Source organism: Sphingomonas jatrophae (genome assembly GCF_900113315.1).
GTDB classification, from domain to species: Bacteria; Pseudomonadota; Alphaproteobacteria; order Sphingomonadales; family Sphingomonadaceae; genus Sphingomonas_P; species Sphingomonas_P jatrophae.
Genome location: NZ_FOZG01000002.1, coordinates 1,077,836 through 1,097,303, shown reverse-complemented (window position 1 = coordinate 1,097,303; position 19,468 = coordinate 1,077,836). Strand labels below are relative to the sequence as shown.

19 protein-coding genes are annotated in these 19,468 nt (G+C 68.3%); 5 read left to right on the top strand and 14 right to left on the bottom strand.

Translation table 11 applies throughout. The features are described from left to right. Positions 1-72 precede the first annotated feature (72 nt). A complete protein-coding gene (locus BM360_RS14600) occupies positions 73-1,239 on the top strand; it encodes a serine hydrolase domain-containing protein (RefSeq protein WP_093315759.1) in 1,167 nt (388 codons plus the stop codon). 3 nt (positions 1,240-1,242) lie between these two features. Here the strand turns inward: BM360_RS14600 and BM360_RS14595 are convergent, their stop codons facing one another. From BM360_RS14595 to BM360_RS14570, 6 genes are all read right to left on the bottom strand, one after another. Beyond that, complete coding sequence (locus tag BM360_RS14595) at positions 1,243-1,710, bottom strand: hypothetical protein (RefSeq protein WP_093315758.1); 468 nt, start codon at positions 1,708-1,710, stop codon at positions 1,243-1,245. Between the two features lie 115 nt (positions 1,711-1,825). After that, on the bottom strand, positions 1,826-3,346 hold the full coding sequence (locus BM360_RS14590; protein ID WP_093315757.1) for a fumarate hydratase: 1,521 nt from the start codon (positions 3,344-3,346) through the stop codon (positions 1,826-1,828). 43 nt (positions 3,347-3,389) lie between these two features. Beyond that, positions 3,390-4,007 (bottom strand): phosphatase PAP2 family protein, encoded by a 618-nt coding sequence (locus BM360_RS19800; RefSeq protein WP_207544603.1) that lies wholly within the window; start codon positions 4,005-4,007, stop codon positions 3,390-3,392. Beyond that, positions 4,001-5,038: a sensor histidine kinase gene (locus BM360_RS14580; protein WP_093315756.1), complete on the bottom strand. Its 1,038-nt coding sequence runs from the start codon at positions 5,036-5,038 to the stop codon at positions 4,001-4,003. Before BM360_RS14580 ends, BM360_RS19800 begins: the two co-directional genes overlap by 7 nt. Beyond that, positions 5,035-5,478 (bottom strand): response regulator, encoded by a 444-nt coding sequence (locus BM360_RS14575; protein ID WP_093315755.1) that lies wholly within the window; start codon positions 5,476-5,478, stop codon positions 5,035-5,037. Before BM360_RS14575 ends, BM360_RS14580 begins: the two co-directional genes overlap by 4 nt. Further along, entirely contained in the window at positions 5,475-6,986 is a 1,512-nt protein-coding gene (locus BM360_RS14570; protein WP_341350600.1) for a sensor histidine kinase, read from the bottom strand. Before BM360_RS14570 ends, BM360_RS14575 begins: the two co-directional genes overlap by 4 nt. An 83-nt stretch (positions 6,987-7,069) precedes the next feature. Here BM360_RS14570 and BM360_RS14565 point away from each other — a divergent pair, with 83 nt between their 5' ends. From BM360_RS14565 to BM360_RS14555, 3 genes are read left to right on the top strand one after another with little or no spacing between them, the layout of a single operon-like run. Continuing rightward, the gene (locus BM360_RS14565; RefSeq protein WP_093315754.1) at positions 7,070-8,206 is read left to right on the top strand and encodes a glycoside hydrolase family 130 protein; all 1,137 of its coding nucleotides are present in this window, start codon (positions 7,070-7,072) and stop codon (positions 8,204-8,206) included. Further along, the gene (locus BM360_RS14560; protein ID WP_093315753.1) at positions 8,203-9,771 is read left to right on the top strand and encodes an alpha-amylase family glycosyl hydrolase; all 1,569 of its coding nucleotides are present in this window, start codon (positions 8,203-8,205) and stop codon (positions 9,769-9,771) included. Before BM360_RS14565 ends, BM360_RS14560 begins: the two co-directional genes overlap by 4 nt. Continuing rightward, entirely contained in the window at positions 9,768-10,775 is a 1,008-nt protein-coding gene (locus BM360_RS14555) for a glycosyltransferase family 4 protein (protein WP_093315752.1), read from the top strand. Before BM360_RS14560 ends, BM360_RS14555 begins: the two co-directional genes overlap by 4 nt. Before the next feature lie 57 nt (positions 10,776-10,832). Here the strand turns inward: BM360_RS14555 and BM360_RS14550 are convergent, their stop codons facing one another. The 6 genes from BM360_RS14550 to BM360_RS14525 all read right to left on the bottom strand — a co-directional run bounded on the left by BM360_RS14550 (position 10,833) and on the right by BM360_RS14525 (position 16,764). Next, positions 10,833-11,846, bottom strand: a complete 1,014-nt coding sequence (locus tag BM360_RS14550) for a sulfate ABC transporter substrate-binding protein (RefSeq protein ID WP_093315751.1) — start codon at positions 11,844-11,846, stop codon at positions 10,833-10,835. A gap of 135 nt (positions 11,847-11,981) precedes the next feature. Beyond that, the gene (locus tag BM360_RS14545) at positions 11,982-12,593 is read right to left on the bottom strand and encodes a Ros/MucR family transcriptional regulator (protein WP_093315750.1); all 612 of its coding nucleotides are present in this window, start codon (positions 12,591-12,593) and stop codon (positions 11,982-11,984) included. Positions 12,594-12,708: 115 nt separating this feature from the next. Next, positions 12,709-13,728, bottom strand: coding sequence for an MBL fold metallo-hydrolase (locus tag BM360_RS14540; protein WP_093315749.1), 1,020 nt, complete (start codon positions 13,726-13,728; stop codon positions 12,709-12,711). Between the two features lie 62 nt (positions 13,729-13,790). Beyond that, a complete protein-coding gene (locus tag BM360_RS14535) occupies positions 13,791-14,537 on the bottom strand; it encodes a molybdopterin-dependent oxidoreductase (RefSeq protein WP_093315748.1) in 747 nt (248 codons plus the stop codon). Beyond that, on the bottom strand, positions 14,534-15,391 hold the full coding sequence (locus tag BM360_RS14530) for a cytochrome b/b6 domain-containing protein (RefSeq protein WP_093315747.1): 858 nt from the start codon (positions 15,389-15,391) through the stop codon (positions 14,534-14,536). The genes BM360_RS14535 and BM360_RS14530 overlap by 4 nt, the downstream gene beginning before the upstream one ends. 65 nt (positions 15,392-15,456) lie before the next feature. Beyond that, positions 15,457-16,764, bottom strand: a complete 1,308-nt coding sequence (locus BM360_RS14525) for a hemolysin family protein (RefSeq protein ID WP_242653490.1) — start codon at positions 16,762-16,764, stop codon at positions 15,457-15,459. Between the two features lie 141 nt (positions 16,765-16,905). Here BM360_RS14525 and BM360_RS14520 point away from each other — a divergent pair, with 141 nt between their 5' ends. Continuing rightward, positions 16,906-17,580 (top strand): YiaD family glycine zipper/OmpA-like lipoprotein, encoded by a 675-nt coding sequence (locus tag BM360_RS14520; RefSeq protein ID WP_093315746.1) that lies wholly within the window; start codon positions 16,906-16,908, stop codon positions 17,578-17,580. 24 nt (positions 17,581-17,604) lie between these two features. Here BM360_RS14520 and BM360_RS14515 read toward each other — a convergent pair whose 3' ends face one another. Both BM360_RS14515 and BM360_RS14510 read right to left on the bottom strand, forming a co-directional pair. Further along, positions 17,605-18,738: a GNAT family N-acetyltransferase gene (locus BM360_RS14515; protein ID WP_093315745.1), complete on the bottom strand. Its 1,134-nt coding sequence runs from the start codon at positions 18,736-18,738 to the stop codon at positions 17,605-17,607. Beyond that, entirely contained in the window at positions 18,735-19,457 is a 723-nt protein-coding gene (locus BM360_RS14510) for a glycerophosphodiester phosphodiesterase family protein (RefSeq protein ID WP_093315744.1), read from the bottom strand. Before BM360_RS14510 ends, BM360_RS14515 begins: the two co-directional genes overlap by 4 nt. Positions 19,458-19,468: the final 11 nt, after the last annotated feature.

The window sequence follows — 19,468 nt, the reverse complement described above, 5'->3', positions numbered from 1 at the left end:
CCTGTCGCCGCACCGCAGCGCGCGAGGCGCGGGCGTGGTTCCCGCGCGTGGGGCATGGCAGTATCGTGCGATATGATGCGCGTCACCGTCCTTGGACTGACCCTGCTGCTCGCCGCCTGTGGGGCGCCGGGCGCGCGCGTGCGGGTGGCGTTCGACGCCGCGGGAGTGACCGAGGTGCGGGCGAGCGGCTATGCCGACCGGTCTGCGCGGCGGCAGGTGACGGCGGACGATCCGGTGCGGATCGCGTCCATTTCCAAGCTGGTTGTCGCGATCGGCGTGATGCGGCTGGTGGAGGCGGGCAGGCTAGACCTTGATGCGGATGTGTCGGGCATGCTCGGCTGGCCGCTGCGTCACCCAAACTTCCCGGACCGGCCCGTCACGCTCCGCCTGCTGCTGTCGCACCGCGCCGGGCTGACCGATGCGGTGGATTATGCGGTGCCGCTGGGCGAGACGCTGGCATCACGGGTGCGCGACCCCCGCGCGTGGGATGCGGCGCACGGCCCCGGCGACTTCTTCCGCTACGCCAACCTGAACTTCCCCGTCGTCGCCAGCGTGATGGAGCGGGCGACGGGCGAGCGTTTCGACCGGCTGATGCAGCGGCTGGTGCTGGCGCCGCTGAAGCTCGATGCCTGCTTCAACTGGCCGACCTGCGGCGACGCGGCCGTGGCGCGGGCGGTGGAGCTGGACGATCGCGCGGGCAAGCCGCTGCGTGACGATCTGCATGGGCGACGGCCGGATTGCCCGGTGGTGCCGGCGGCGGATGGCTCGTGCGATCTGGCGACGTGGCGGGCGGGTGAGAATGGCGCGTTGTTCTCGCCGCAGGGCGGCCTCAGGATCAGTGCGCGCGATCTGGCGACGATCGGCCGGCTGTTGCTGGGCGGCGGCGCGGTGGACGGGGTACGGCTGCTGACGCCGGCTTCGGTCGAGGCGCTGCTGGCGGAGCGCTGGGCCTATGACGGCGGCAACGGCGTGACGGGGGAAAGCACGCCCGGCACGATCTGCGGCTATGGCCTGGCGGTACAGCGGCTGCCCTCGCGCCGAGCCGGCTGCCGCGACGACCTGTTCGGCGACGGCGTGCCGCGGGTGGGGCATAGCGGCGATGCCTATGGCCTGCGCTCCGGCCTGTGGATCAACCGGGCGAGGGGGCGCGGCGTCGCTTACTTCGTGACGGCGGTGCCGGACGGGGAGACGGGGCGGCGCTCGGCCTATTCGCTCAGCGAGGAACGGCTGGCGCGGTGACGCTCAGCGGCGGCGCTTGAGCCAGAGCAGCCACAGGCCAAAGCCGCCGCCGGCCACCGCCTCTGCCAGCCACAGGCGCTGCTGCGTCGTCTCCCACGGGCGGCTCTGCACTGCGAGGAGAGCGCAGACCAGCACCAGCATCGCGCCGATGCTCCACGGCAGCGCCGCCATCCGGCTGAGCGCCGCGCGGTCGGCTCCCTGCGGTGCGGCGATCGCGACCCTGCGGCCTGCGAGTTCGTCGGCGAGTCGATCCGCCCGGCGGAAGGTGAGCGCCACCCACGGCATGGGTGCGACGAACAAGAGGCCATAGGCCCAGGGGTGCCGACCCGGATCGTCGTCCGTCCAGATCGCCCAAGCGGCACCCGCAATCACCGCGACAACCAGCCACCAGCGCATGACGCGCTCCGTCCCGCGCAGCAGGCGTTCATTGTCGGCGAGGAGCGATGCGTGCTCCGCATCGCTGACCGGCACGCCGCCGCTTGCACCATCGCGGTAGTAGACCCAGCCTGTCCCGTGCCGTTCGAACCGCGCCGCGAACTGGGCGATACGGTTCTCGACAACGGGCAGGTGGATCAGCAGCGCGGCCTCACGCCTGTTCGAGCAGGCGCTCCCGCGCGATCTTGTCGCGCCAGACGAGCGGGGCGGTGTGGTGGACCGAGGTGCCGGTGGCGTCGACCGCGACGGTGACGGGCATGTCGCGCACCTCGAACTCGTAGATCGCCTCCATGCCGAGATCCTCGAAGCCGACCACCTTCGATGCCTTGATCGCGCGGGCGACCAGATAGGCCGCGCCACCGACCGCCATCAGGTAAGCCGAGCCGTGCCGCTTGATGCTCTCGATCGCCGCCGGCCCGCGCTCGGCCTTGCCGACCATGGCGAGAAGGCCGGTGTCGAGCATCATGTCGGTGAACTTGTCCATCCGCGTCGCGGTGGTGGGGCCGGCGGGGCCGACCACCTCGCCCGCGACCGGATCGACCGGGCCGACATAATAGATGACGCGGCCGGCAAACTCGACGGGCAGCGGCTCACCCCTGGCCTTCATGTCGGCGATGCGCTTGTGCGCCGCATCGCGGCCGGTGAGCATCTTGCCGTTCAGGAGCAGCCGGTCGCCCGGTTTCCACGAGGCGACGATCTCGGGCGTCAGCGTATCGAGATCGACGCGGATCGACTCCTTGGATGGCGTCCACTCGACCTTCGGCCATTCCTCGAGGCTCGGCGGCTCAAGGTAAGCGGGGCCGGTGCCGTCGAGGTGGAAGTGGGCGTGGCGCGTGGCGGCGCAGTTCGGGATCATCGCGACGGGCTTGGACGCGGCGTGCGTCGGCCAGTCCATGATCTTGACGTCGAGGATGGTGGCGAGGCCGCCCAGGCCTTGCGCGCCGATGCCGAGCGCATTGACCTTGTCGAAGATCTCGATCCGCATCTCCTCGATCTTGTTGGAGGGTCCGCGGGCCTTGAGCTGCGCCATGTCGATGTCGCCCATCAGCGACTCCTTGGCGAGCAGCACCGCCTTCTCCGCAGTGCCGCCGATGCCGATGCCGAGCATGCCCGGGGGGCACCAGCCGGCACCCATTTGCGGCACCATCTCCAGCACCCAGTCGACGATCGAATCGCTGGGGTTCAGCATCTTGAACTTGGACTTGTTCTCGCTGCCACCGCCCTTGGCCGCGACGGTCACGTCGACATGGTGGCCGGGCACCATCTCGACGTGCAGCACGCTCGGCGTGTTGTCCTTGGTGTTGGTGCGGGCGAAGGCGGGATCGGCGAGGATCGAGGCGCGCAGGCGGTTTTCGGGGTGAAGGTAGGCGCGGCGCACGCCCTCATCGACGACCTGCTGGAGCGAGCGGTCGCCTTCCAGCCGGCAATCCTGGCCCCACTTCACGAACACGGTGACGATGCCCGTATCCTGGCAGATCGGGCGATGCCCCTCCGCGCACATGCGGCTGTTGGTCAGGATCTGGGCGATGGCGTCCTTGGCAGCCGGGCCCTGTTCCGCCTCGTAAGCGGCGCCGAGCGCGCGGATATAGTCCATGGGGTGGAAGTAGCTGATATATTGCAGCGCATCGGCCACGCTGTCGATCAGATGCTCCGGCTTGATGATGGTGGTCATGCGGCCCTCCCCGGCCTGGAAACTTGGGCTGCCCTGTAGCAAATCAGGCGCGTCGCGCCAGTCGCGCCCAGGCAAAGGCCCATGTCGCCCCGAACAGCCAGCCGGCGAGCACGTCGGACGGCCAGTGGACGCCGAGCACGATGCGGCTCGCCCCGATCGCCAGCGTGAGCGCGATGCCGGTGACGAGCGCGAAGCGGGCAAGCGGCGGACGCGCGCCGAGCGCGGCGACGGCGGCGGCGAGCGAGAGATAGACGATGGCCGAGTTGGCGGCATGGGCGCTGGGGAAGCTGGCCGAGCCGACCTGCTCCAGATGCTCGAACAAGGCCGGGCGGAGGCGCGCCACCGCATGCTTCAGCAGATCGACGGCGAGCGAGCCGCTGAGGGCGGCGGCGACTAGCAGGAGGGCCTGGCGCCAGCGCCCCGCCACCGCCATCGCGCCGGCGGCAATCGCGACGACGAGCGTCAGCACCACACCCGAGCCGAGCGCGGTCACCGCGCGCACCCTCGCCGGCGGCAGCGCGCCGTAAAGCGCCGACAGGATCGTCTTGTCCCAAGCGCCGCCCCAACCCGAATCGAGCAGCGCGCCGACCTTGAGCAGGATCAGCGCCAGCCCCGCTGCCAGCGCGAAGCCGAGGAGAGCCCCGCGTACCCGGCTTAGCACGCCGCCTGCAGGGTCGCGCGGACGCCGCGATGGGCGAGGTCGAACTCGACTGCGGTGCCGAGGCTGGCGGCCATGGCGCGGATCAGCTTGGTGCCGAGCCCGGTGCCGCGCGGTGCGCCCGCCACCGGCATGCCGCAGCCATCATCCTCGACCGCGAGGAGGAAGCTGTCGTCGGGCTGCTGACGCAGCTGCACGCGGATCTCGCCGTCGCACGATGTCTGATAGGCATATTTGCAGGCGTTGGAGACAAGCTCGTTGACGATCACGCCGACCGAGACGGCACGGTCCGTCTTGAGGCGGATCGGCTCAGCGTCCAGCCGCAGCGTGCGGCGGGCGGCGGGGGTGGACCAGGTGTCCTCGAGCTCCTTCAGCAGCGCGCCGAGATAGTCGCCCATCTCCACCGTCTCGACATCGTCGGAGGTGTAGAGGCGGCGGTGAACCTGCGCGATCGCCGTGATGCGGCTCTGCGTATCCTCGAGCGCGGCGCGCGCGGCGGGATCGTCGAGCTCGCGCGCCTGCATCTGAACAAAGGCGGTGACGAGCTGGAGCGAGTTGGCGACGCGGTGATTGACCTCGCGCAGCAGCGCTTCCAGCCGCGCGTTGGAGGCGCGCAGTGCATCCTCCGCCTCTTCCTTGGCACGGCGCAGTCCGACCTGCTCGGATGCGCCCTCGAACGCAGCGGCGAGCAGGTCGAAGAAATCGTCGCCGATCGACTTCACGACATATTCGGTGGCGCCCGCCTTCAGCGCGGCGACGGCGATCCGGCTTTCCTCCGAACCGGTGACGTAGACGACGGGCGGCAGATCGGGCAGCGCCTGAAGCTCGGCCAAGGTGGCGAGGCCGTCCATGCCGGGCATGTAGTGATCGATCGCGATCAGATCGAAGCGGCCCTGCTGCGCGAGCGCGACCCCCTCGGGGCCGCTGCCGGCCGTCGTCACCTCGAAGCCGCGGCGTGCGAGGGCGCGCGCGGTCAGCCGCCGCAGACCGTCATCGTCGTCGATGTAGAGGATGTGGCGGGGACGGTCGCTCATTCCTCGGGATCGGGCACCTGGATCACGGACAGGAACAGGCCGAGCTGGCGGATGGCCTGGGCGAAGCTCTCATAATCGACCGGCTTGGTGATGTAGACGTTGCAGCCGAGATCGTAGCAGCGCTGGATTTCCACCTTGTCGTCGGTGGTCGTGAGGACGACCACGGGGGTGCGGCGAAGAGGGCTGGTATCTTCCTTGAGGCGGACGAGAATGTCCGTCCCGCTCATGTCGGGCAGGTTGAGATCGAGCAGGACGAGCGCCGGGCCGTTCGCCGCCGGCCCTTCGGGATGGTGGAAGAGGTAATCCAGCGCGCTGGTGCCGTCCGTGAAATGACGGATGGCGTTCGAGATTCCCGCGCGGCGGATGTTCTTCTCGATCAGGCGGGCATGGCCCTCATCGTCCTCGACCATGACGATGTTGACGCTCTGCTGTCCGTTCATGACTGCCGCTCACCTTCCTTCACGAGAATTGCCGGCAGCACGACCCGGAAGGTCGCGCCCGAACCCAGTTGCGATTCGACACCGATCGTGCCGCCGAGCCGATAGACCAGCGCACGGACATGCGCCAAGCCGATGCCTTCGCCCGGCTGATCCTGTACGCCCGACCGGCGGAACAGGTCGAACACGCGCTCATGATCCTTTGGATCGATTCCGCGGCCATTATCCGCAACCTCATAGATCAGTCGCGGCCCTTCGCGACGGCCGCGCACCTCGACAACGCCGGGGCGGCCGGGCGCGGCATATTTGACCGCATTCTCGATGAGGTTGGAGAAGACCTGCTCGATGGCCACGCGATCGCTGACGATCGCCGGCAGCGGCATATCGACCCGCACCTCGGCACCGGCCGCATCGAGCCGGTGGGCGAGCGACCCGCGAATCCCTTCGATCAGCGCGGCCATGTCGAGCCGTTCCGGCGTGATGACGCGCCGCCCCTCGCGCGACAGCTTCAGAATGGCGTTGATCAGCCGGTCCATCTTCTGCGTCGAGGCACGGATGAAGCCGATCGCCTCCGGCAGGTCTTCACGGGCCGCGAGGCGGGCCTCCTCGTCGACGATGTGCGGTGCCTCTTCCTCGGCCCGGTCGATCAGCGCGGCGAGCGGCTTGGTCGCCGCCTTCAACTCGGCGGTGAAGCCCATCACGTTGACCAGCGGCGAGCGCAGATCGTGGCTGACGATATAGGCGAAACGCTGAATCTCTTCGTTCGCGCGCTGGAGATCGGCGGTGCGCGTCTTGACCGCATCCTCCAGTCCCTCGTTCAGCTGGCGGAGCGCTCCCTGGCTGCGGCCAAGCTCGGTCACGTAGCGGCGGATGACGACGAGCGACAGCGCGGCAACGCCGAGCAGCAGCAGCGCCGCCACCCCGATCACCCAGTAGAACAGCCGCCCGGTGCGCACCTGCTCCGCCTCGCGCAGGGCGAGCAGGCGGTTCTCCTCGGCGAACATCCGGTCGGTGACGCGCCGCATCTCGCGGACGATGGCGATGCTGCCATCGACGCCGAAGCGGCGCAGCGCATCCATCGCCCGACCCGAGCGGACCAGCGCGACCGATTCGTCCGCCAGTTCCTTCTGCGCGCGATCGAGCTGTTCGAGCCGGGCGACCGGCCGTTTCTGCGCGGGATTGTCCGCGGTCAGCCGGCGCACCCGCGCCAGCGCGCGCGGCACGCCGACCGACGCCTCTTCATAGCTTTGCAGGAAGCTTGGCTGCTGCGTCAGCATATAGCCGCGCCGCGCCGTCTCGATCCGCTCGAACAGCAGGCGATATTCGAAGATGCCGCGCTCCACCTCGTAGGTGTGCGTGACCCATCCTGTCTGCGCCTGGTTGCGCGACACGACATAAGCGGCCGCCGCGCCGGCCGCGATCAGCGCGAGGAAGCCGACGGACATCAAAGCCACGACCAGCCAATTGAACTGCCGGTCGCTGAGGGCGATGGGATTGAGGACGCGCTTCACGGCAGTGGCCCTGACGTGAACGCGCAGCCAAGTAAAGCCATGGACTTACGGAACCGTGCCCGGCGCGCACCGTTGCGCGCACGATGCCGGAACGATCCACGGCCGTCCTCGACGACCGCCTCGTCTTCACGCCCGACGATGTCGATCTCGCGCGCTCGCCGCTGCGCGGATCGCTGGGCGCGGACACGTTCGTGCTGGGCGCGTTCAATCCCGGCTTCACGCGCCTGCCGTCGGGCAATTTGCTGATGATGGTGCGCGTGGCGGAGGCACTGTGTGAGCCGGTGGTCGCCGGCCTCGCGCGTGCGATCCGCTGGACCGCCGACGGCTACGTGCTCGATGGCTGGCCGCTCGCCGATATCGACATGGCCGACCCGCGCCAGTTCGAGCTGAAAGGCAAGCGGCACCGCGTGCTCGGACTGACCTCGCTCTCCTGGCTGCTGCCGGTCGAACTGGATGCGGACGGACGCCGGATCGTCGATGTGCATTACGACCGCGCGATCGCGCCGGTGGCAGATTACCAGCATTATGGCGTCGAGGATGCCCGGATCAGCCGGATCGATGGACGATACTGGATGACGACCTGCTCGGTTTCGGCCGAGCGTCATTCGACGACGATGCACGTCAGCGGCAACGGGCTCGACTGGCGGCTGGAGGGCATCGTCCTCGATCATCAGAACAAGGACATGCTGCTCTACGAAGGCCGTGTGGACGGCGCCTATTGGGCGCTGACGCGGCCCTTGGGCGAGTGCTGGTTCCTCTATCCGCCGGGCTCCGAACACCTGCCTGGCCCGTCCATCAACCTCGCCCGCTCGCCCGACGGGCTGCACTGGCGGCCGCACGAGGCGCCGGGCATCCGCCCGCGCGCGGGCACCGCCACCGCGGCGAAGGTGGGCGGCGGCACGCCGCCGGTGCTGACGGACCGGGGCTGGCTGACCTTGTGGCACGGCGTCGCGCCGCAGGAGACGGTGGGCGTCTACCGCACCTTCTGGGCCCTGTTCGACGCGGCCGAGCCATGGCGGCTGATCCACCTCGACGACACCGTTCCCGTGCTGGAGGCGAATCCGGCGCTGACCGCACGCTTCGCCGACCGGCTCTACTTGCCCAGCTCCGTCGTCTTCTCGACCGGCATGGTCGATGCGGGCGACGACTGGCTTGTGGCGAGCGGGGAGGCGGATCTCGCCTGCCGGCTGACCCGCATTCCCAAGGCACGCTTCGCATGAGCGAACGGCCGTGGTGGGAGGCGGCCACCATCTACCAGATCTATCCCCGTTCCTTCCAGGATGCGGATGGCGACGGTGTCGGCGATCTGGCTGGGATCGAGGCGCGGCTCGACTATTTGACGATGCTGGACGTCGATGCGCTGTGGCTGTCGCCCATCTTCCCCTCGCCCATGGCGGACTTCGGCTATGACGTGGCTGATTATACCGGCATCGATCCGCTGTTCGGCGATTTGGCGGCGTTCGACCGGCTGCTGGCCGCGGCGCATGCGCGCGGGCTGAAGCTGCTGCTCGATCTCGTGCCCAACCATTCGTCGGACCGGCACCCATGGTTCGTCGAAAGCCGCTCCTCCCGTGATAATCCGAAGCGCGACTGGTATATCTGGCGCGATCCAGCGCCGGACGGCGGACCGCCGAACAACTGGATCAGCGATTTCGGTGGCCCGGCGTGGGACTATGACGCGGCGACCGGGCAATATTACAGCCATGCCTTCCTGAAGGAGCAGCCGGACCTCAACTGGCGCAATCCGGATCTGCGCGCGGCGATGATGGACGGCCTGCGCTTCTGGTTCGACCGCGGCGTCGACGGATTTCGCATCGACGTGCTGTGGCACATGATCAAGGCGGCCGACTTCCGCGACAATCCGGTCAACCCCGGTTACGCGCATGGCATGGGCGAGATGCACAAGGTGTTGCAGCTCCATTCCACCGACCAGCCCGAAGTGCACGACATCTCGGCCGAGATGCGGCGCATCGCGGACGACTATGGCGCGCGGCTGCTGATCGGTGAGATCTATCTGCCGAACGACCGGCTGATGCATTATTACGGCACACCGGAAGCCCCGGGCGTGCACCTGCCCTTCAACTTCCAGCTGATCGGGATGACCTGGGACGCGGCCACCATCGCCGCCGCCATCCGCGACTATGAGGCGGCGCTGCCGCCCGGCGGGTGGCCGAACTGGGTGCTGGGCAATCACGACCGCCCGCGGATCGCCGCCCGTGTCGGCGAGGCACAGGCACGCGTGGCGGCGATGCTGCTGCTGACGCTGCGCGGCACGCCGACGCTCTATTATGGCGATGAGCTGGGCATGGCCTATGTGGCGATCCCCGAAGACAAGGCGGTCGATCCACGCGAGTTGCGTGAACCCGGCCTCGGCCTTGGGCGCGATCCGGTGCGGACGCCGATGGCGTGGGATGCGGGCGCGCAGGCCGGCTTCACCACGGGGGCGCCGTGGCTGCCGCTGCACGACGACTGGCGGACCCGCAACGTGGCGGCACAGGCGGACGATCCGTGCTCGATGCTGACGCTCTACCGCCGGCTGCTCGCGCTTCGGCGGGAGGAGCGAGCGTTGTCGCTCGGCGACATCTCGGCGGTGGACGCTGAAAATGACGTGCTGATGTTCGAGCGCCGGCTGGGCGACCGACGACTGCGCGTGCTGCTCAATCTCACCCCCGAGAGCCGGAGCATCGCCTGGAGCGGCACGCCTCTGCTCTCGACGCTCGCCGGCGAGCCCGAGCCGGGAATGCTGCGCCCCGATGAAGGAATCATAGTGGAGCTGTCCGCTTGAAGATCGCCATGCTCGCGCCGATCAGCTGGCGCACGCCGCCACGCGCCTACGGGCCGTGGGAACTCGTCACCTCGCTGCTGACCGAGGCACTGGTGGCACGCGGCGTCGACGTGACCCTATTCGCCACGCTCGACAGCCAGACGGCGGGCACGCTCGCCGGCGTGGTGCCCGCGCCTTACTCGGAAGATCCGGCGATCGATGCGAAGGTGTGGGAGTTCGCCCATCTCGCCCATCTGTTCGAGCGTGCGGGCGAATTCGACCTGATCCACAATCAGGCCGACTTCCCTGCCCACGCCTTCGCCAATCTGGTGCCGACGCCGATGGTGACGACGATCCACGGCTTCTCCTCGGATCGCATCCTGCCGATGTACAAGCCGTATGAGCACCGCGTGCACTATGTTGCGATCTCGGACTCGGATCGGCATCCGTCGCTCGATTATGCCGCGACGATCCATCACGGCATCCGCATCGACGACTTCCCGTTCGAGCCTCAGGGCGCGGAACGACTGCTGTTCTTCGGCCGCATCCATCCCGACAAGGGGGCCGCGGACTCGATCCGCGTCGCGCGGGCGGCCGGGCGGGAGATCGTGCTGGCAGGCATCGTGCAGGACAGCGGCTATAGCGAGCGGGAGGTGGAGCCTCTGCTCGGGCCGGATGCGCGCTTCATCGGTGCGGTCGGCGGTGCCGAGCGCGCGCGGACGCTTGGACAGGCCGCGGCTCTGCTCCACCTCATCCATTTCGACGAGCCGTTCGGTCTGTCCGTCGCCGAGGCGATGGCGTGCGGCACGCCGGTGATCGCCTATGCGCGCGGATCCATGCCGGAGCTGATCGTCGATGGCGTGACCGGCTTTCTCGTCAACACCGAGGCGGAGGCGATCGCGGCTGTCGAGCGGTTGGGGGAGATCGACCGGGCGGCCTGCCGGGCGCATGCAATCGAACGCTTCTCGGTCGAGCGGATGGCGGACGATTATCTCGCGCTCTACCGCCGCATTCTTGGCAGCTGACAAAGAAGCGGCCCGGCGCTCCGTGAAGCGACCGGGCCGCAGGGTGCGCTCAGGGAGTCACCGCCTGGCGTCTCGATAAATCCGGTCGAACAGTCCGCCGTTCGAGAAGTGGGCCTGCTGCACACGCGCCCAGCCGCCGAAATTACGATCCACCTGCAACAGCGCCAGTCGCGGGAAATCGGCGGCGTAGCGGCGGGCAACCGCGGGGTCGCGGGGTCGGTAATGATTGCGCGCGATCAGTTCCTGCGCCTGGCGGCTGTAGAGGAAATCGAGATAGGCCTGCGCGGGTGCCCGCGTGCCCTTGCGATCGACTACCTTGTCCATCAGCGCGACCGAAGGCTCCGCCAGGACGGAGACGGACGGCACGACGATCTCGAACTGGCCGCCGCCCAGCTCCTGCTGGGCGAGGATCGCCTCATTCTCCCACGTGATCAGCACATCCCCCTGTCCGCGCTGGACGAAGGTGGTGGTGGCGCCGCGCGCACCGCTGTCGAGCACGGGCACGTTGTGGAACAGCCGCGTCATGAAATCGCGCGTGGCTGCGGCCGTGACGTAGCGGCGCTGCGCATAGCCCCAAGCAGCGAGATAATTCCAGCGTGCGCCGCCGCCGGTCTTCGGATTGGGCGTGATGACCTCGACGCCGGGCTTTGCCAGATCATCCCAATCGCGGATGTTCTTGGGATTGCCCTTGCGCACCAACAGCACGATCGTCGACCAATAAGGCGCGCTGTTTGCCGGCAGACGGGATTGCCACGTGGCGGGCAGCAGTTTGGAGCGCTTGGCGATTTCGTCGATGTCGTAGGCGAGGCCGAGCGTCGCAACATCGGCATCGAGCCCGTCGATGATGGCGCGGGCCTGCTTGCCCGAGCCGCCATGGCTCTGCTGGATAGTGACGATTTGGCCGCCATGCGTGCGGGCCCATTGCCGCGCAAAGGCGGCGTTGACCGCGCGGTACAACTCACGCGTGGGATCGTAGGAGACGTTGAGCAGGCTGACCGGCGGAGCGGCGGCGAAGAGTGGCGACGCCAGCAGGAGCGCAGTGAGCGCGGCTAGGAAAGGACGGCGAGTCATTGCGTGCAGGCTATTCTCCCCTGCACCGGTAGAGAAAGTGCTTTTTTCTTCCCCCCGCCGCAGCCGCGCTTCGTCCTGTCGCGGTCAGCGGGAAAGCGGTCCGGCCGCCCGCGCGGTGCGGGCGGCCGGTGCCGGTCACTCGCCCTTGGGCTTGCGGCCGCGACGCTTCGGTGCAGGAGCGGGCTCCGCCTCGGCAGCGGGCTCTTCCACGGCTGCGGGCTTCGCCGCCGCCTTGCCGCGACGCTTGGGCGCGGGCTTCTCCGCGGGAGCCGCCTCCGCAGGCGTCTCGTCGACGGGTGCCTCGGCGATGTCGAGCTCCGGCTCGGCACCCTCGGCCTCGTCCGCATCGCGCGGCTTGCGGCCGAGGCCGATCGCCTTGGCCAGCGCCTTTCGGCTCTCCGAATAATTCGGCGCGACCATCGGGTAATCCGAAGGCAGGCCCCACTTCTTGCGATAATCCTCAGGCGTCATGCCATAGTTGGTCATGAGATAACGCTTGAGCATCTTCATCTTCTTGCCGCTCTCGAGCGAGACGAGATGATCCGGCTTGATCGAAGAGCGGACCGGAACCGCCGGCTTCTGCTGTTCAGCAGGCGCCTCGACCGGCTTGCCGAGACCGGCGAGCGTGGCGTGGACCTGCTGGATCACGGGCGCGACATCCTGCGCGGGCAGGCGATTGTTGGTGACGTAGGCGGCGACGATGTCCGCGGTGAGCGTCAGCAGGGTTTCGTCGGATGTATCGGCCATGAGGGTTCCTATCTACTCGGCCGGCCAACGCAGCGACCCGGGCCGGACTGGCTGATCAGATGGTGGAATCATGCACGAACTGCAAGCGTAACTTATGTGCAATGGAAGTTTACAGTCAATGTTCACCTTTCGACCCGTGAGATTTCGCACGATCCTGTTCGATGATCTCGGGTGAAAGCAAGACTTCCATCCCGTCAAAGGCGCAGATCACGTCGAGCGGGCGTGCGTGACCGGCAGCGTTAAAGGCGGCGTAACGCACCGTCTCGCGGTGCATGGCGGCGATCGCCTCGTCATCGCTGGTCGGCTCGTGGTGGAACATGGCGAGCGTGCGGACGCCTGCCGCCTGACACAATTCGACCGCGACGATATTGGAGCTGTGGCCCCAATCCGCCTTCAGCGTGACACTCTCGGCCAGCGAATACATGGTGTCGAAGATGACGAGATCGGCGTCCTTCAGGAAGGCACCGAACCGCGCGGCGCCATCGCGATCGGCGAGCTTGTGCTCGCCATCGGTGGCGTAGCAGAGCGACGCGCCACCAGCTTCGAAGCGGTAGGCGAAACTTCCGTGACTGTGATCCTGGACTGCCAGCGTAACGAACACACCTGCAATCTCGTGCACCTGTCCGGGCTGCATCGGCTGGAACGAGATGGTGGCGCGTAGCGCGTCGAACGGCACGGGGAAGCTGATTTCTTCCTGCTGCCGACGCAGCGCCTGCTCCATGTCGGGATGGCCGCCATGGATGACGATCGTCGCGCGCGGATCGAAGGCGGGCGCGAAGAACGGGAATCCCATGATGTGATCCCAGTGCATGTGCGACAGGAAGATGTGAAAGACGGGCGCATGGCCCGCGGCGATGCGATGCATCGCATCCAGGCCGAATTCACGCAGACCCGAGCCCATGTCGCAGACGAGGAAGGCATCCTCCGGCCCTTCGATCTCGACGCAGGACGTCGCCCCGCCATAGGAACCGCCCAATGCGAAGGGCAGGGTGGCGACGAAGGCGAGTGCCTCCTCCCGATCGGCGAAGCGTAGGCCGTCAGCGGCGAGCAGCGCGCGCGCCAGCTTGTCGGCCGTGCTGTCCGCGCGGGGGCCCACCGGCAGCGAGCCCCGCGTTCCCCAGAAGCGCACTCGCATCGATCAAGTCCCTCAATGGGACAGGAGACTAGCGCGCGAGGCAGCCTGCGCAACCGGGAAGATCAGATGCCGGCATACCAGGCGTAATCGGCAACATCTTCCCAATATCCGCCCTTGCCGCGGCCGATCTGCCCAAGATCCGCCACCGCCTCGATCCGCTCAATATATTTGGCTGACTTGTACCCGAGCTGCCGCTCGATCCGCACGCGGAGCGGCGCACCGTTGGCGACCGGTAGCGCCGCGCCGTTCAGGGCATAGGCAAGGATGGTCTGCGGATGGCGCGCGTCGATCATGTCGACGCTCTCATAATATGGCGTGGCCCCGAAGCGGTCGGCGCAGTGGAAGACGATGTAGCGCGCGGCGCTCTGCACCCCCACCATGTCGAGCAGGATGCGCAGCGGCACGCCGGTCCACTGGCCGATCGCGCTCCATCCCTCGACGCAGTCATGGCGCGTGATCTGCGTACGACGCGGCAGGCGGCGCATCTCGTCCAGCGACACGCTGAGCGGCCGGGTGACGAGCCCGTCGATCCGCACCCGCCAGTCGCGGAAGCCCGAGGCGACATGGGCGGCATAAGCGGGGCCGGCTGCGGTGACGTTGCCATTGGCGCGGAACACGGTCGACAAATCGCCTGCGCCGAATTCGCGGGCGAGCGCAGAGCGATCCACCAGCAGGCGTTGGGTATCATGGGTCAGCCGCTCACCCGTGCGCAGCAGCGAGCGGAAGGCGGGCGAGCCGTCCAGCCGGTCGCACGCCGTAAGTGGCAGTGCGGCGAGCCCGGCGAGCAGCGGGCGGCGTCCGATCGTCATGGCAGATGCTCCCGCCTTACTTCGCCCTCGGGGTGGGTGGCCTGATCTTCTTCTTCGGGCGGCAGGCGGAAGCGACCGGTGATCATCGAGCGGATCTCGTTCCACGGGCCCGCCAGCACCACCATGATGAGGTGGACGAGGATGAAGCCGACCAGCGAGGCCATGGCGATGAAATGAAGCGAGCGGGCCGACTGCCGCCCGCCGAACAGATCAAGCAGCCACGGCCAGCCCGCATCCATGGCGGGCGACATGGCAAGACCCGTCAGCACCAGTAGTGGCAGGATCAGCAACAGCACCGCGCAGTAGGCCAGTTTCTGGAGGATGTTGTAGCGGAGCGCAGCTTGCCCCTTGGGGAAGCGCAGCCGGGCATGCTGGCGCACGTCGTGCCAGATCGCCGATGGCCGCAGTTCCGCACGCGACGGCAGCAGATCGCGGCGAAGATGGCGGTTGATCACGCTCCACAGCAGGTAGGCGATGCCGGGGACGATCAGGACCCACGCGAAGAACAGATGCCACAGCCGCGCGCTCGACAGGCTGTAGCCGGACGGGATCGTCGCCCAGTGCGGGAAGGCGCGCCGCCGCTCGACGCCGTTCGCATCGCGCCACAGGCCGAGCACGCCCGTGGTCGGGATCTCGACCGAACCGATCCGAACCAGCCCGCGATTGCCAGTGGAGCCGATCTCCAGCCAGGCCGGATCGCTGTTCGCGCCCGCCTTGCCCCAATAGAGCCGGGGATGCGCATTGAAGATCATCAGCCCGCTCATCACCATGATGATGACGGTGAGGGCATTCAGCCAGTGCCACAGCCGCGTCGAAAGGCGGTGGCGCGGCACGAGCGGGCGGGCATCGGGCATGGCCGGGAGAGTGGGGCTTTGCAGGGCGATGCGCAATCGCCGTTCGCCGCCTCTTGGCCTAATGCTCAGGCGTCCAGCGGCGTTGCGAGCAATTTGTCGATCTTGCGCCCGTCCATGTCGACGATCTCGAACCGCCAGCCCTCCGCCTCGAACGTCTCGCCCGTCGTCGGCAGGTGGCGCAGCACCGATAGCGCGAAGCCCGCAGCAGTCGCATAGTCGCGATCCTCTGGCAGGGTGACGCGCAGCCGCTCCGCCATCATGTCGGCGGCGAGCGAGCCGGAGATCAGCAGGCTGCCATCCGCCCGCTCGACCAGCGGCGGATCGGCATCCTCGTCCGCATCCGAGGCGAAGGCGCCAGCGATTGCCGCGAGCAGATCCGCCGGCGTGACGATGCCGTCGAAATGGCCATATTCGTCGTGCACCAGTGCCATCGGCACTTCCGCCGCACGCAGCACCTGGAGCGCGTCCATCGCGTCCATCTGGTCGGGGATGACCGGGGCGGTGCGCATCAGCGCCTCGAGGTCGAGCGGGCGGCCGGCGATCGTCGCCGCCAGCACGTCGCGCGCCTGCACCACGCCGACGATGTCATCGACCGACCCCTTTGCCACCGGCATTCGGCTGTGCGGCATCGCGCCGAGCTTCTGGCGCAGCGTGTCGGCATCCCAGCCGCAATCGATCCACTCGATCTCGGTGCGGGGCGTCATCACCTCGCGCGCGGGGCGGTCGGCGAGGCGGACCACGCCGGAGATGATCGCGCGCTCGCTCTCCTCAATCACGCCGGCATTGGAGGCCTCGGCGACGATCAAGTGCAGTTCCTCCGCGGTCACCTGCGACTCACCCTCGCGCGACAGGCGCATGAGCTTGAAGATCGCCGCACTCGACTTGTCGAGCACCCAGACGACCGGTGCGGTCACCTTGGACAGCCACAGCATGGGCAACGCCATGTAGATGGCGATCGGCTCGGGATTGCGCAGCGCGATCTGCTTGGGGACGAGTTCGCCGACGATCAGCGAGACATAGGTGGTCAGCACGATCACCAGGGCGAAACCGACTTCGGCTGCGCTGTCCGCCGGTACGCCGAGCAGCATCAGCCGCTCGCCCACCGGACCGCCGAGGCTCGCACCCGAATAGGCGCCCGCCAGGATGCCGATCAGCGTGATGCCGATCTGCACCGTCGACAGGAAGCGGCCGGGATCGGAGGCGAGCTGGATCGCGGTGGCGGCGCCCCGGCCGTTCTTCGCCCGCGCCTCCAGCCGTGCCTTGCGCGCGGAGACGATCGCCAGCTCGCTCATCGCGAACAGACCATTGAGCGCGATCAGCGCGATGATGATCGCGCAATCGATCCAGGGGAAGGGTTGAAGAGGCTGAGCCACGGTCTGCCTGCGGTCTTTGGACGGAAAGCATGTCCACGACAACTGATTACGTCGTCGGGCCCGTGTTCGCGCTGCGCTGGAACCACCCGGCTTGATTCAGGTTGGCCGCGGCAGGATCGAAATATCGAGGAGACCACAAAGATGCGCCGCACCCACAGCCTGTCCGCCGCCGTCGCGGCGCTCGGCCTGATGACGACTGCCGCTTGCACCACCGATCCGGTAACGGGCGAGCAGCGCGTGTCGCGCGCGGCGATCGGCGCGGGCGTCGGCGCGCTCGGCGGCTTCCTCGCGGGCGACGTGCTGGGTGGGCGGCGCGACCGGACGGAGAAGATCGTCGGCACCGGCATCGGCGCGATCGCGGGTGCGGCCGTCGGCGGATATATGGACCGGCAGGAGCAGGAGCTGCGCCGCAAGACGGCAGGCACGGGCGTGAACGTCGTTCGCGAGGGCGACCAGATCAAGCTGGATATCCCCGCCGGCATCACGTTCGACACCAACAGCTATGCGATCAAGCCCGAATTCCGCAGCACGCTGGATCAGGTCGCATCGACGCTTTCGGACTATCCGCAAACGATCATCGACGTCTACGGCCACACGGATTCGACCGGCAACGATGCGATCAACGTGCCGCTGTCGCAGAACCGTGCCCGCTCGGTCGCCGATTACCTCTCGACCCGCGGCGTGGCGCCGGCGCGGATGGCGACGCAGGGCTTCGGCGCGAGCCAGCCGATCGCCAGCAACGACACGCCCGACGGGCGCAGCCAGAACCGCCGTGTCGAAGTGCGCATCGTGCCGCTGACGGACGATCGCGGCTAAGCCATAGGCCCGGGCGCGGCGGCCTCAGCCGCCGCGCTTGAACGGACCCATCTCGGTCAGCACCTCGATGTCCTCGGCCACCGCCTCGCGTTCACGGACGAGATAGTCCGCGACCGCGCGGCGGAAGCCGGGATCGGCGATATAGTGGGCCGACCAAGTGGGCGTCGGCGTGTAGCCCCGCGCCAGCTTGTGCGAGCCTTGCGCGCCCGCCTCCACCGTCTTCAGGCCGCGGGCGATGGCGACGTCGATCGCCTGATAATAACAGAGCTCGAAATGGAGGAAGGGCACCTCCTCCGTCGCACCCCAATAGCGGCCGTAGAGCGTATCGCGGCCGACCAGATTGAGCGCGCCAGCAATCGGCTTGCCGCCGCGGAGGGCCAGCATCAGGATGACGGCATCGCCCATCCGCTCGCCCAGCAGCGTGAAGAAGCGGCGGGTGAGATAGGGCTGGCCCCACTTCCGCGCGCCCGTATCCTGGTAGAAGCGCCAGAAGGCGTCCCAATGCCGCTCCTCGATCTCGGCACCCGTCAGGTGGACGATCTCCAGCCCTTCGACCGCCGCCGCGCGCTCCTTGCGAATGGCCTTCCGCTTGCGGCTGGCGAGGCGGTCGAGGAAGTCGTCGAAGTCGCGATAGCCGTCATTGGCCCAGTGGAACTGGCGGTCGGCACGGATCAGCCAACCCGCCGCCTCGAACAACGGCACCTGTTCGGGCGCGACGAAGGTGGCATGGGCGGAGGACAGGCCATTCTGCTCGACCACCGCCTCCGCTGCCGCCAGCAGAGCGGGGGCGAGTGACGCATCGCGCAGCAGCAGGCGCGGACCGGGCACCGGGCTGAACGGCACCGCGATCTGGAGCTTAGGGTAATAGCGCCCGCCGGCCCGCTCCAGCGCGTCCGCCCAGGCATGGTCGAAGACATATTCGCCCTGGCTGTGGCTCTTGGCATAGGCCGGCAGGATCGCGGCGGCGCGGCCGTCCGCGCCGTCAACGGCGATCGGCACGGGTTGCCAGCCGGTCCGTCCGGTGGCGCTGCCGCTTTCCTCGAGCGCGGAGAGGAAGGCGTGGCTGACGAAGGGGTTGGTGTCCCCTGCGCAGGCGTCCCACTCGTCGGCGGGGAAGGCGGCGACGCCGCGCTCCATCCGGGCGACCGTGTCGCTCATGAGCGTGCGCGCTCGTAGATGATCTCGTCCGCATGCGCGAAGGCGACCGCCTCGGCCGCAGCGTCGCGCACCGTCCACGTCAGCACCGGCAGGCCGCGACGGCGCATGCGGGCGGCAAAGCGGCTGGGCAGATCGCGCACGTCATAGGCAAGGAACTCGGCACGGGCGCGACGGCGCGCGAGGCTGCGGGCGATGTTGCTCCGCCAGCCGCGGCGGCCTTCCTCGGTGACGACGAGACCGCGCGGGATGTGCGATGCGTGCGCGGCGAACCAGCGGCCGACCTCGGGGTTGAACGACATCACCGCAGCGTCGCCGCGATAGCCCTCCAGCGCGCGGGCGACCGAATCGCACAGGGGCGCGACGTTCAAACCACGCGCCTTCACCTCGATAAGCACGGGCACCTTGCCGAGGATCTCGGTCAGCACCGCATGCAGGCTGGGGATCGTCTCGCTGGTGCCGGTCAGGTGGATGCGGTCGATCGCCTGCGCGGTGCGGTCCGCGACGAGGCCGCTCTCGCCGGTCAGGCGGGCGAGATCCCAGTCGTGGAAGACGAAGGCCTCGCCGTCGCGGCTGGCCTGCACGTCGCACTCGATGCCGTGGCCGGCCGCGACCGCCGCTGCAAAGGCCGTGCGGCTATTCTCCACCACCGCGCCGCCGTGCAGCCCGCGATGCGCAAAGGGCTGGCGGCGGAGGAAGGCGGTGCGGGCGGAGCGGGACAAGCTAGTGCCCG